The following is a 12,753-nucleotide window of genomic DNA, read 5'->3' as shown; positions in this document are numbered from 1 at the left end:
TTGGGATTACACTATCTTTTCGCATCTGACACATATCGCACCTAACACATAAAATTTGCTAAAATTGAGGAATTTTAAATTTTGGCTATAATCAATTCGTAATTAAGTCACCGATATAAATAATAGCAGCAGGCATGTCCTAACAGCCTGGCATTTTAACGACTTCGTATGATCATGCCTTGCTCCTTATTTTGTTCACTATAGCTCAGGGGGAAATGAAGATGAGTAAACAAAAGAACTACGTCATGCTGTACATCTCGGCTGGGATTCTAGCGATCTCGCTCTTAGTCCACTTTCTAGCGCGAGAGCTGCACTTTTTTGGGGGTATGATGCAGCATGCTGGCGGCACGATGTCCATGAACGATGGTATGATGAGTAACAATCCGCAGGCGCTAAATCTATTACTGCTGCTACCTATTGTTTTGCTGATCATCGCCTACTGGCTGTATGCAAAGCGTCCTTCCGATCCTAAGGTTGCTTTGTTTAACACACTATCCATGGTATTCAGCAGCATATCGATGATCTCGGGCGGCAATGGGGATGTCGTCTTTCATTTCTCGATCTTTATGGTAATCGCCATTTTATGCTTTTATGAGAGTATTCGTTTGATTACGATCGCTTCAGCTCTATTTGCAATTCAGCATATTGTGGGCTTTGTGTGGTTCCCACGCTTAATCTTTGGTACAGATACATACTCGCTGACGATGCTAGTCGTCCATGCTTTTTTTCTCATTTGTACTTCTACTGCCGTCAGCGTTCAGATCATTACGAATCAGCGCTATAAGCGTACCTCGCAGCAAACACAGCAGCAGGAGCGCGGTCGGATTATCGGTTCGGTCATTCAGCGTCTGAATGATGTAGCCAATGGTATCGGGCAGGGCTCATCTGAATTGATGCACATTGCCTCCTCTGCTGCTCTACATGGTGAAGAGATGAGTTCGCGCATTGATGGCGTGTCCAAAGGCTCCCTTTTACAAAAGGAGCAGGCGAGCCTTGCCCTGGACGCAGTCGCGCAAAATAATAAACAGCTCGAACAGATCCATACTGCGATCGATCTGGTGCTCCGGCGATCCGACGAAACCGCTAGCTTTACCGAAACGAGCAATCATAGCCTGGAGCAGTTAAATTGTGAAATGGGCTTACTGCTACAGGCGGTTCAGCAATCACGCCAGCATATGCACTCGCTACAGCAGCACTCCCAAAATATCTCGCAAATCACAACCTTTATTCAGGAAATCGCTGCTCAAACGCAGTTGCTCGCCCTCAATGCCTCGATCGAATCGGCACGAGCAGGCGAAGCTGGCAGTGGATTCGCTGTCGTCGCTCAGGAAATTCAAAAGCTGGCGCATCTCTCCGCCGAATCTGCTTCGCAGATCACGTCTTTTCTAGCAGAAATGACGCTGGATACACACAAATCTGCCGATTCGATGGAGCAGGTAAATACAAGACTGGATGCTGGCGTAGCCGCTACAAAGCAGACACGCGAGACATTGGAACGTATATGGAAGCATAGTGCCGAGGTCGGTCAGGGTGTACAGCATATTTTACAATCCAGCCAGCTCGTGTCTGCCTCCTCGATTCATATCTCTGGTTCGGTGGAGCATATCGCAGGGATCGCAACTGCCTTTGTAGACAACTGTGAGGATGCAAAAGAAACGGCTGGACGACAGCATGCTACGAATCAGGAAGCCATTCGTGTCGCTCATTCCCTTACCGCTGCATCCGAGGGCTTGCAGCGTGTGATCGATCAGCTACGAGCAGAATAAACGGTGCTGATGTTACATGCAGATCCTACGATGGCATGGAGTCTGTATGGGGCTTCGTCTGTCATCCCCTTACTATGATCGACTTTACATCATTCCTTTTTCGGAGTAACGTTAAAGGATGGGCTTGCTGCCAAGCCTCGACTGCTAAGGAGGTTTGATTCGATGGAAGCTTCACGTTACACAGGAGCGAGCTACCGTATATTGATTGCAACAGCTGTACAAGCTGAACGAAATGCAATCCTACAAGCTCTACCCTATCACGCTAGAGAACGCTACGAGGTGATTATCGTTGGCGTCGGGCCAGCAAGTGCTGCGGCAGAAACTGCTGCTCATTTAGCTCTGCACAGCGATGAGTATGGTCTGGTCATCAGCGCAGGGATTGGAGGCGGCTTTGCACCACATGCACCAATAGGGAGCATCGTGCTTGCCGATCAGATGATTGCTGCTGATCTCGGCTCGGAGACACCGGATCAAGGCTTTATTACGGTAGATGAGCTAGGCTTCGGTCACTCGACTTTGCAATCGGATCGTAGCTCTACCCAGACTGTCGCTGCTGCACTTCAGGCTGCTACCATTCCTGTACATGTCGGTTCCGTGCTGACCGTATCGACTACAACAGGCTCGGCAGAGACAACGACTGCGCTCCTACAGCGTATTCCCAATGCTGCGGCAGAAGGTATGGAAGGCTTTGGCGTAGCGGTAGCTGCGAACCTATTTGACCTGCCGGTTATGGAGCTGCGTGCGATTTCCAATACAGTAGGGCCGCGTGATCGTGATAGCTGGCGTATTCCAGATGCCCTCAAGTCACTTGGGCAAGCAACCCGTATTTTAGCGGAGGTGCTCTAAATGAAAATTGCTTTTTCTCCATGTCCTAACGATACGTTCGTCTTTCACGCCTGGGTACACGGCCTAATCGATGGTGCGCCAGAGCTGGAAGTCACGTATGCCGATATTGATATTACGAATAACTGGGCTGCATCTGGTGAAGGCCCAGAAGTGCTGAAAATCTCTTATGCTGCTCTACCATGGGTGCTGGAGGATTATGCGCTCATCCCTTGCGGAGGCGCACTCGGTCGCGGCTGTGGCCCGCTCGTGCTGACTGCTGATCCCGAAGCTACAGATGCTGCTGCATTATCTGGCAAACGTGTTGCCGTGCCAAGCGAGCGCTCTACTGCCTATCTGCTATTCCGTCTGTGGGCTGCACAAAATGTTCCGGGTGGAATTGGTGAAGTGGTCGTGATGCCATTTGACCAGATTATGCCTGCGGTGCGTGATGGACAGATCGATGCCGGTCTCGTTATCCATGAAGCACGATTCACGTATCCGAACTATGGTCTTACCCTGCTCCAGGATATGGGTAGCTGGTGGGAGCAGGATACCGGCCTGCCGATTCCACTCGGTGCGATCATCGCACGCCGCTCATTGGATCGTGAACAGATTGCGAGCTGGGCGCGTGCATCGGTTGAATACGCATGGCAGCATCCGCAAGCATCCCGTGATTATGTACTGGAGCATGCACAGGAGATGGACCCGAACGTTGCTGATTCGCATATTGAGCTGTATGTTAATGAGTTCACACGTGATCTGGGCGAGGATGGTTACAATGCGATTGAAGCACTGCTCGGTCGCGCTGCTCGCGAAGGGCTGGTACCGGAGTTTGACCTCAGCCTGCTGCGTAAGTAATCAGCCGAGCTGTCTGGCAAGTCTATGATATAGATAAAATCGGGCTGTATCTATCTGTATGATCGGCTTGTAACGAATGTAGATAAACGAGTACAGATAAACGAATACCAATCGATCATCGATGTGACTATTTTCAGCAAGCATAGGAACAAAAAAAGCCTTTCCACGAAGCATTAGTAGCTTCATTGGGAAGGCTTTTTTGTATAGCTATATCCGTATATAGAGCTATATATGATGCGTATCACATAACATGGTGAATGAATATCACTATGCAATATAATGATCCATTTATACGAATATACGAAGTCGAGCAATGACAATCTATAACGAACGATAAAAAATCTATAACGGTACATGGACAATATTTCCGCTTATCCAAATCCCTGCTCATACAAACTGGATATTTTTTCTTTTTTTCGCAGCTCTGCGGTAAAAAGTTTGCCAAAGCGGGTATATATCCTGTATACTGGCAATGTAAGTATCAGATGATAGCACAAATAGCCCCTTTTGCCGAAGGGACTGTAGCTTGGCATCTGTATTCTTTTATTTAGGAGGTGAATCCTCATGGCACAAGGCGTACTGTGTGAAGTTAACTCTTGCACTCACTGGGCAGAGCAAAACAAATGCACTGCTGAAACAATCTTCGTTACTAGCCACGTTAAACAAGAAGTGACTGAAGCTCAAGAAACAGATTGTCAAACATTCGAAAAGAAATAAGCTTTGAATATTGCTCCACCGAGAGAAGGGACTTTGCCGAGTTCCTTCTTTCTTTTTATATTCTATCAACAATGATTATTATTATCAAGAGGTTTTGCAAAATTATTGAGAAAAGATTGAGAATCTTTGGAATTCCTGTCGTAGCAAGGGTTTAGCTAGGCAGTACATAGAAAAACCTTTTAACTTTATATGCAATCAAACAAGGACAGCCTGCCAAAATCGGGGCTGTCCTTGTGTTTGATTGAGAATCATCGTCATGCTGTCTACAGCATATGGTGACGAATTAGCTGAGTTTGAACTTGGATACGGACTCTGCCAGACCTTCGATATCTTGCTTGGATTGCTCCATCTGCTCGCTAACACGATTCGTCTGCTGCACAATATCATCTGTTTTTCTGGCGATCATACCGGTTCCCTGTGCCCCTTCATCTGCGGCAACGGAAATTTCATGAATCGTCTTCACGACATTTTCAACCGATGCGAGCAATTCCTCAGAGGTTGCGCTCAGATCACCTGCAATCGCATCAATCTCCTGCGCACTCGTGGCATAGTGCTCGGCAGAGCTGAGCATCATACGATAATCCTTCCAAATATTCGTATCAAAAAGCTCTAGCAGATTGTTGGAATGTGAGGACAGATTATCGACCGAGCGAGTAACGACGCCAGTAATCGCATTGATGCGATCGGCAGCGTTTTTCGAATCCTCTGCCAGCTTGCTGATCTCGCTAGCTACGACAGCAAAGCCTCGTCCTGCCTCACCTGCGCGCGCCGCCTCAATGCTTGCATTAAGCGATAGTAGATTCGTCTGAGCAGCGATCTCGATAATCGAGGTAACGAGCGAGCGAATCTGCTCTACGGATTTGGATTCTTCCAGGGCTTGAATCAGATTCGCACTTGCCGTTTTGTACGTGCGATCACTCTCTTCATACGATGCCTTGAATTGAGTAGTGAGCTCTACGGCGCGCTCGGTTAATTGCTCTGCTGCACGCGCTCCCTCCTGCGCCTTGGATGCCACAGAATGTACAGCCGCTTCAATCTCATTGGAGGTGGCATTCATCTCCTGTGCCGACGCTGCGGTCTGTTCCATCCCTGCCGACAGCTGCTCGGTCGTTGAGGAAATGTCATGCACACCTGCATCCAGCTTGTTCATCTCCTGCTCTACATTGCCGATCTTCGTCTGCAAGCTAGCGCTCTCTTCCATCACCTTGCTAAAGGTGAGACGGAACTGTCTGCGCGCTTCACCAAGCGCCTGAATGATCACAGCAAACTCATCCTTTTGCGATAAATATGGAGTGAATTTATCCACATACAGCAGATCAAAGCGTGCTGTCCGGTCAATCAGATCCAGTGTATCTTTTGTACGTCTTCTTATATTCATCACGATGAAAAATACGATAATCGCCGATAGGATGGCAGCAGCGGCGAGCTGAATATAGGTGAGTACAACCATTTGTTTTTTGAGAGCAGCATTACTGTTCAGTGAGTCGGTGCTGTACTGATCAATAATATCGCTAATTTTATCGATATTACCTCTGGCTGCGCTGAATTGCTCATCAGCATTCGTTGCACTGGTCAGCGTACGTGTATTGACGTTGAACTCCTGCTTCCATGCATTGTAATCCTGGTTAAATGAATCAAACAGCTCGAATGTGCTTTTGCCCGTTTCCTGATCCTTGTACGCTTTGAAAACGTCAGCATTTTGCTCCATAATGGCTCTTGCTGCCTGTACACGATCATATACCTGCTTGGCATTTTCATTGTAATCGCCAACCTGCTTCTGGATATCCCCTTCATTTTGCAGGGTTAGCAGCTTCGTTTGTGCGAGTAATGCCTGGTAAAAATCGCGGTCAGCATTAAGGATCAGATAATCGATTTTATACGAATTATCATACAAGGATGAAACAATTTTCTTTTCCATCGTATCCAGATTGCGCAAAGCCAGAATCGAAAAAACGATCAGGGCAACCATCAGTACAACAACGGGGAGTAGCACTTTGGCACTGAGGCTCCAGTTATTAAATTTGAACATATTCATACGACTTCCTCCTGGTAATAAGCTATTAGATAAGTTGAGATGAGAGATAGTGCAATGAATGTGCAAAGTCTATGCATTTCTGTCGTTTACAGTGGCATGCCGAGTCTTTTTGGTTCATATGAACCATCATTTGGTGCTATCACTAACACCTATATCGGTAAAATCATCCAGTTATTTATGGTCAAATATCTTAATTATAAGCAACTTATCAAATTTAATTACTTTTCAGTATTTTTTTCTCAATTAAATTGATAACCATCCAAAAAAAAGCCTGTGCTTTCCCCATGTTATCGGTTAGCCCTGCGTCACCGCTTCGGGTAGATTCGTATGTAGGGGAGAGCTTGTGATGTGCACGAGCAGAAAATAATTTGGGACACAGCAAAAGCCACCCTGATTCTTCAAGGTGGCTTGCATGAAGATATGAATCTATGATATCGATCTATGTTTTGTTAGGCTTCATGAGCAGCAGCATCGCTTCAACATGATCGCCTCATGTGCTTACGAGTAGTACAGAAAATTAAGGAGCGAGCAGATGCTCAGATAGCGGAATATTTAACTCGTCGATGCCTGTTGCCACCAATCCTGCAATCTTTATAGCGCCTTGCTCCTGAAAATGAGTATTATCCTGCACACCATCAGGGAAATACGGATACTGCCCAGCCGCTACATGTAGGAAGATAGATTTGGTGCCTTCAATACCAATCGTATTATACAGCGCTACACTACGTGCATTCAGATCGATCAATAGCGTATTCGTTTCGGCAGCAACCTGCTTCATCGCTGCTACATATTCAGGAAAGCTCGGCTTGAATTGCCCATTGGCTGCATTATAATCGCGGCGAGATACAGGAGTCACGAGAATCGGGGTAGCTCCCTTGCTGCGTGCGCGATCAATATACGTTTTCAGGTAATTCCGATAATCATTAACCGGCGTATAGCGTTCAGGTTTGGAGGAATCGGCATCATTATGCCCGAATTGCACCATGAGATAATCGCCGGGCTGTAGTAGCGCTACAATCGTATCCAGTCGTCCCTGCTCGATAAAGGAACGTGAGCTACGTCCACCGATGGAATGATTGCTAAACTGCACACCATCATCAAAATAGCTTGCGATCATCTGTCCCCAGCCTGCCTGTGGACGCTGAGAAGCGCGATACGTCTGTACAGTCGAATCACCTGCGAGATAGACAACCGGGATATGTACAGCTGTAGTATCAGACGTTGTCTGCGTATCGGAGCTTGCACCGTTGTTATCTGCTGCATTTGCTCTACTTCCTCCTGCCATTCCACCGCTAAACCATACTCCCAACAGTAACACCATCGCCAGCAGCCCTACGGATGATCCTCGCCAATTCCGATTCATGATTCATTCATCCCTTCTTCCCGAATTATGAAGCGCTTACATTATTGATCATATCGATTTCCTTCTGTAGCGGGGAATAGACTAAACCGTGTGGTTTGTTTAAAATTCAGTGGTTTAAGGATGGATTGTATGTAGATTGCGGGATTATGGGATTGGGTTTCTGTAATGTTGTATGGGTAGCTGCGGTAAGGAAGGAGGAGGGGAAGGGCTTGTGTAGGGTAACAGGCTTTGTTTATTTTAAAGAAAATGCACCTCTGAACAAGCAGCGATTGTCCTAATAAGACGGACAATCTACTGGCATTGTGCAAGAGGTGCAGGATAAAGTACAGATATCGTTTTTAAAATAACGTCGTGGGCGCGTATACTTTAACGCGAGACCATGCTGTATAGCTCGGGCGTCATCTGCGAGCTAGGAAGATCGCGATAGCCAAATAGTCCGTTTTTGAAAACAAGCTGTACTTTGTAGCCGTTCTTCTCTTGTTGCTTGGCATATGCTCCAGTGTATATCTGACTATTTGTCAGAATACGCTTCATCTGGTCAGGAGAATCGATCACAACAGCATGTTTATTCACGCTATTATAAGGTACATTGCTATCTGCATGATTGTCACCTTCTGCGCGCGGTAACAACTGAATTGCCTTCAAATCCTCTACTCGTGTTGTAGCTGAAAGCAGGTTTTTCTTTTGTAGCCAGTTGTATATTTTCGGTTCGTTTGCACTTAACATATACATTTTTTGCAAAATATTGCCCGAACCATTCATTGGAATATCAATACTTACCTGCACAACAGCACCTGATGAATAGTCATCCCACGAATTTTTAGTCGTTTGGATTTGTTCGATTAAGAATTGCTTGAATACGTTTAAATCTTCCGGATTGCGAATCATTTTAGAAGGTGTTGTCCAGTTTGTATCTGGATTGTTAATTTGAATAGGTCCCTGATAATCCGCCAACTGATTTAAGCTATAGTACGTATTTTTGTAAGGCAACTGATTAACGATAGGTAATAAATACGCTTTATAACGATCTCTTGGTATAAAGTAGTTCCGTGTCATAAGACTACCATCTTTAAGCAAATAAGCAATCTGAAACTGCTGATTATTGTTCTCCCACGGATTATATTGCTTGCCATAGTCTGAATTCGGACGCTCCGCTACAATTTGCCGATGCAAATTAATAATGGCATCCATATACTGTCGACTATCAGACAATCCAGTAGGATTAAACGTTCGGTCAATCAATAGACCATTATTGGAAAAAGTACTATTGTACAAGTCCTCTGATAGATTAGAGCCTATATAGACGCCTTGAATATTATTAGGATCAGGTATTCTCGATGAATAACCATTCACATTGGCTACAGGCAACCAGAGAATCAGAGCAATAACTGCACCATAACCACCTAGCATACGTATAAGTTGCTTGTCTGCAACCTGCCATGTTTTACGAATAATCATATCGGCGATAATTCCACCTACTAATGCACCCAGCACATAGCCGGTCACCATCACTAGCGGGCGATCAAGCACTAATCTCATAGAGAGTAGTCCAGCAAATAAGGACATCACCAGCATTACCAGTAAACGGAAGATCGGGTTAACATACCGGAATACTATACCGTTACTGGAGCTTTCGGCAGGACGCAATCGATATAACATATAAGCAAAAGCAATGCAGATTACAATCGATATGACATATTTCCATCCTTCACTTGCTTGTAAAGGGGCATAACTGAACTGTGCAATTCGATAAATCGGCGACCACAAATTAGACGCTGGCACATCGGGATCACTATTCAAATATCCATATAACAAGACGTTCAAATGATGCTGAAACATGACCATAAACATAAATGGTAATAGCAATAAGCCCATAGATAATAGCAACTGTAAAATCGACTGACCGATACAAATGCCGACCAATACTGTAAATACGAAAACAAGTATGGTCATTACAGAGATGGATACCGCCCATTCGATCAGTTGTATCTGACTAAAAGATACACGTACTAACCCAGGACGCATCATCGATATGATCAGCGTTACCACCCAGGTTGGAATGATAATAATACCTGAACCTACACAAAATACAATAGTGAGTAGCTGGTGTCTTTTTAACGGTAAGCTATGTAATAGATCAGATAGCTTCCGCTCCTGCATATAACGTGTCAAAAACACTGCAACTAACGCAGGGAAGGCGATGATGAGAATAGACTGCATGTCACCATGAATCTCAAACAGATGATTTAAAACTAGAGGTTCGCGATATTCAACATACTGCTCCTCATTGATCAGACCAAGTGGTAATAAGCACAACATTGCCAATCCATACACTACCCCCAGCCAACCCGCCTGACGAAGCGCATACCACCATATTCCCCGATTAAAGAAGTATCGGCTGAACGTCATAACCGGCATCCCCCATTTCGTAAATGAAAATTTCCTCCAGTGTCATCGGCAAGATGTCGAATACATACGGCTCGTACACACGGAATATCTCGCTAATCTGCTCTACGGTTCCTTTAATAATATAAGTGCCTACACTGCCACGCTGCTCTTTATGTACGATATCCAGTAAGCCGGATACCGCTTGCTCATGTCGCTCATCCCGGAAGGCGACTTGAATTTTGTGCATATCTAGCTTGAGATCGTCCAATTCTCTGCTCATCAGCAATTTGCCTTCATGCATAATGCCCACATGATCACACATATCCTCAATCTCTCTCAGATTATGTGAGGAGATCACAACGGTCACTCCATGCTCGGCAACCTCTTGAAATAGTAGATTTTTCACCTGTCTGCGCATCACAGGATCGAGTCCATCGATCGGCTCGTCCAGAATAAGTAGCTGTGGCTTACAGCTCAGAGCAAGCCATAGTGTCGCTTGCCGCTGCATGCCTTTGGACATGCGATGCAGCTTACGCTTGAGATCGATGCTTTGGAATGCAGGAGCTAGCTGCTTGAAGCGCTCTTCGCTCCAGGTTGGATAGATCGAGCGGTAAAAGTTTGCCATTTGCCGGATCGTGGTCTGTGCGAAAAAAGCAGGTCGATCCGCGAGAAAGACAATATTTTGCTTGGTCGCCGGATTCTCATATACGGTCTGCCCATCCAGCGTTACTTTTCCCTGATCTGGACTGTAAATGCCTGCAAGTAGCTTGAGCAGTGTCGTTTTACCTGCACCATTGGAGCCAAGTAGTCCAAAAATAGACCCTTTATGTATATTCAAGGACAAATCTTCAACTGCATATTCCTCTTCAAATCGCTTGCTGGTATGCTCCAGCTTAATCATCCTGAACGCCTCCTTTTCCTTCCATTGCCTGACGATATAGCTTCTCCATATCCGATTGAGTAAAGCCTAGGTAGATCGCTTCTGCAAATAGCTTTAACAGCTGCTCGCGCATCGCTTCACGCTGGATATCCTGAGGCTGCTGCTCCGCAGGCGAGACAAAGCTGCCTTTGCCTGGCTGCGAATAAATATAGCCATCTCGCTCCAGCTCACGATACGCCTTCTGAATGGTGTTGGGATTCACCGTCAGCTGAGCAGATAACGCACGCACAGAGGGAAGCTGCTCATCCGGCTTCAATATGCCGTACACGATCAGTTCCTTGATCTTATCCATCAGCTGCTCGTAAATGGGCTTGCGACTGCGTATATCCAGCTCAAACATGGATAACCTCCTTTCACTGTATTAACTGTACTACTATTATTAATACAGTTGGAGAAGATTGTCAATGCTTTCCATATCATATAGTCATTAGATATTTTCGTTATCTTTATGAATAGGGTATGCTGAAAGCGTCAAAAGGTTGATGAATTGCTTAAATAAGAATAGACATATCTATTTTTGAAAAAAGAGCATTCATATCTGATGATGAATCGAAATTAGAAATTAAAGCAGACATCGAAGCACAAGCAACCGAGCAAAACTAACGAGCATGATAGGTGCTACACAATGGACTGTAAAAGGGAAGGTGGATACCGATGATCCGAGAAATTAAAAAGGAACAGGCATGGCAGGTGCGACATGAGGTGATGTGGCCTGATCGCGAGCTAGACTATGTAAAGCTAAAAAAGGACGATCAAGGCTTGCATTATGGCTTATTCGATGGAGATGAACTGGTATCCGTCATTTCACTGTTTTTGCATGAGTCGGAAGGACAATTCCGCAAATTCGCCACACGCATACCATGGCAAGGTCAAGGACACGGGAGCAGACTGCTATCCTTTATCATGACAGAAGCCGAACGACACGGATTACGCCGCCTATATTGCAATGCACGCATAGAAAAAACCGCCTTCTATGAACGCTTCGACCTGAGAGCTACAGGCGAATCCTTTCAAAAAGGCGGCAAAGATTATATTATAATGGAACGCTATTGGAGCGGTTGAGGCTACACAAAAGGGAAAGCCGTTACAGCGATACACGCTATTCAAAGCCAAGCGGACAGCCCCTAGGCAGACCCTACAATTCATTCTAATTCAGCACGATCAAGCTATTGATCCTCTTCATCCCTAGTCAACCGACCTACAATTAGTCAATGTGCTAATCGACAATAGACTAGCCCATATCGATTCATATCCGTTAGCTCAAGAAGCTCATTACAGGCTATACGACCAATGAGCTTCTTCAGCTCAACGCGCACCAGCAATGAGCTGAAAAAGCTCGATGTGCATAAGCAAAACCGATCTAGCCAGCTCCAACCGACCTCAATCCGTCCCAGCCTGTGTATCCATAGCCAACAACGAAGTATACTGACTCACCTGATACTCTAGCTCTGCAAAACGAACAAACCGCGCCGCCCGATACACTTCCTTCCCCTCATACATCAACATCACTACCGGCGAAGTAAAGATCATATACGTCGCAGCTAACTCCGGCGCATCCTCCATATACAAATAAGCTCCTTTAACCGCAGGATACCGCCCCAGCAACGCCTCCAACTGCGGCTGAACCGCATCACAAACACTACAATGCTGGGTCTTAAACAACACAAGCACCAATCGCTCCACCCGTAACCATTCATCCAGCGCCAACGCACTAACAAGAGACTCCATAATCAACCTCCCTCACACCCCGATAGTCTATTTTCATACCCTCACTATACCACGAAGCCCATCACTGCCACCCGTGTCTGTGTCTGTGTCTGTGTCTGTGTCTGTGTCTGTGTCTGTGTCTGTGTCTGTGTCT

At 45.7% G+C, this 12,753-nt stretch carries 11 protein-coding genes; 5 read left to right on the top strand and 6 right to left on the bottom strand.

Features of this window, described 5'->3' with window-relative positions:
• Positions 1 to 221 precede the first annotated feature (221 nt).
• The 4 genes from IEX62_RS22340 (at position 222) to IEX62_RS22325 (ending at position 4,166) form a co-directional block, all read left to right on the top strand.
• Positions 222 to 1,766, top strand: a complete 1,545-nt coding sequence (locus IEX62_RS22340) for a methyl-accepting chemotaxis protein (protein ID WP_188778450.1) — start codon at positions 222 to 224, stop codon at positions 1,764 to 1,766.
• 162 nt (positions 1,767 to 1,928) lie between these two features.
• The gene (locus tag IEX62_RS22335) at positions 1,929 to 2,612 is read left to right on the top strand and encodes a futalosine hydrolase (protein ID WP_188778447.1); all 684 of its coding nucleotides are present in this window, start codon (positions 1,929 to 1,931) and stop codon (positions 2,610 to 2,612) included.
• On the top strand, positions 2,613 to 3,449 hold the full coding sequence (locus IEX62_RS22330) for a 1,4-dihydroxy-6-naphtoate synthase (RefSeq protein WP_188778446.1): 837 nt from the start codon (positions 2,613 to 2,615) through the stop codon (positions 3,447 to 3,449).
• Positions 3,450 to 4,013: 564 nt separating this feature from the next.
• On the top strand, positions 4,014 to 4,166 hold the full coding sequence (locus tag IEX62_RS22325) for a DUF1540 domain-containing protein (protein ID WP_188778445.1): 153 nt from the start codon (positions 4,014 to 4,016) through the stop codon (positions 4,164 to 4,166).
• 283 nt (positions 4,167 to 4,449) lie between these two features.
• Here IEX62_RS22325 and IEX62_RS22320 read toward each other — a convergent pair whose 3' ends face one another.
• The 5 genes from IEX62_RS22320 to IEX62_RS22300 form a co-directional block, all read right to left on the bottom strand.
• A complete protein-coding gene (locus IEX62_RS22320; RefSeq protein ID WP_188778442.1) occupies positions 4,450 to 6,201 on the bottom strand; it encodes a methyl-accepting chemotaxis protein in 1,752 nt (583 codons plus the stop codon).
• Positions 6,202 to 6,718: 517 nt separating this feature from the next.
• A complete protein-coding gene (locus IEX62_RS22315) occupies positions 6,719 to 7,564 on the bottom strand; it encodes a rhamnogalacturonan acetylesterase (protein ID WP_188778440.1) in 846 nt (281 codons plus the stop codon).
• 366 nt (positions 7,565 to 7,930) lie between these two features.
• On the bottom strand, positions 7,931 to 9,973 hold the full coding sequence (locus tag IEX62_RS22310) for a hypothetical protein (protein WP_188778438.1): 2,043 nt from the start codon (positions 9,971 to 9,973) through the stop codon (positions 7,931 to 7,933).
• On the bottom strand, positions 9,948 to 10,853 hold the full coding sequence (locus IEX62_RS22305) for an ABC transporter ATP-binding protein (RefSeq protein ID WP_188778435.1): 906 nt from the start codon (positions 10,851 to 10,853) through the stop codon (positions 9,948 to 9,950). The genes IEX62_RS22310 and IEX62_RS22305 overlap by 26 nt, the downstream gene beginning before the upstream one ends.
• Positions 10,846 to 11,232 carry a GntR family transcriptional regulator gene (locus IEX62_RS22300; RefSeq protein WP_188778433.1) on the bottom strand — a complete coding sequence of 129 codons (387 nt, stop codon included), beginning with the start codon at positions 11,230 to 11,232 and terminating at the stop codon, positions 10,846 to 10,848. The genes IEX62_RS22305 and IEX62_RS22300 overlap by 8 nt, the downstream gene beginning before the upstream one ends.
• A 314-nt stretch (positions 11,233 to 11,546) precedes the next feature.
• Between IEX62_RS22300 and IEX62_RS22295 the strand changes: the two genes are divergently transcribed.
• A complete protein-coding gene (locus tag IEX62_RS22295; RefSeq protein ID WP_229686023.1) occupies positions 11,547 to 11,954 on the top strand; it encodes a GNAT family N-acetyltransferase in 408 nt (135 codons plus the stop codon).
• A 318-nt stretch (positions 11,955 to 12,272) separates the two neighbouring features.
• On the opposite strand, the gene IEX62_RS22290 is transcribed toward IEX62_RS22295, so the two are convergent.
• Positions 12,273 to 12,620, bottom strand: coding sequence for a thioredoxin family protein (locus IEX62_RS22290; RefSeq protein WP_188778430.1), 348 nt, complete (start codon positions 12,618 to 12,620; stop codon positions 12,273 to 12,275).
• Positions 12,621 to 12,753: the final 133 nt, after the last annotated feature.

The organism is Paenibacillus hunanensis (assembly GCF_014645615.1).
Classification (GTDB): Bacteria; Bacillota; Bacilli; order Paenibacillales; family Paenibacillaceae; genus Saccharibacillus; species Saccharibacillus hunanensis.
Note: the sequence above shows the minus strand (reverse complement) of the source record. Positions and strands in the feature narration are given on the sequence as shown.

Bases quoted from the DNA above. Each gene is read 5' to 3' on its own strand.
- IEX62_RS22340 (WP_188778450.1), top strand. From the start codon at position 222: ATGAGTAAACAAAAGAACTACGTCATGCTGTACATCTCGGCTGGGATT.
- IEX62_RS22335 (WP_188778447.1), top strand. From the start codon at position 1,929: ATGGAAGCTTCACGTTACACAGGAGCGAGCTACCGTATATTGATTGCA.
- IEX62_RS22330 (WP_188778446.1), top strand. From the start codon at position 2,613: ATGAAAATTGCTTTTTCTCCATGTCCTAACGATACGTTCGTCTTTCAC.
- IEX62_RS22325 (WP_188778445.1), top strand. From the start codon at position 4,014: ATGGCACAAGGCGTACTGTGTGAAGTTAACTCTTGCACTCACTGGGCA.
- IEX62_RS22320 (WP_188778442.1), bottom strand. From the start codon at position 6,201: ATGAATATGTTCAAATTTAATAACTGGAGCCTCAGTGCCAAAGTGCTA.
- IEX62_RS22315 (WP_188778440.1), bottom strand. From the start codon at position 7,564: ATGAATCGGAATTGGCGAGGATCATCCGTAGGGCTGCTGGCGATGGTG.
- IEX62_RS22310 (WP_188778438.1), bottom strand. From the start codon at position 9,973: ATGACGTTCAGCCGATACTTCTTTAATCGGGGAATATGGTGGTATGCG.
- IEX62_RS22305 (WP_188778435.1), bottom strand. From the start codon at position 10,853: ATGATTAAGCTGGAGCATACCAGCAAGCGATTTGAAGAGGAATATGCA.
- IEX62_RS22300 (WP_188778433.1), bottom strand. From the start codon at position 11,232: ATGTTTGAGCTGGATATACGCAGTCGCAAGCCCATTTACGAGCAGCTG.
- IEX62_RS22295 (WP_229686023.1), top strand. From the start codon at position 11,547: ATGATCCGAGAAATTAAAAAGGAACAGGCATGGCAGGTGCGACATGAG.
- IEX62_RS22290 (WP_188778430.1), bottom strand. From the start codon at position 12,620: ATGGAGTCTCTTGTTAGTGCGTTGGCGCTGGATGAATGGTTACGGGTG.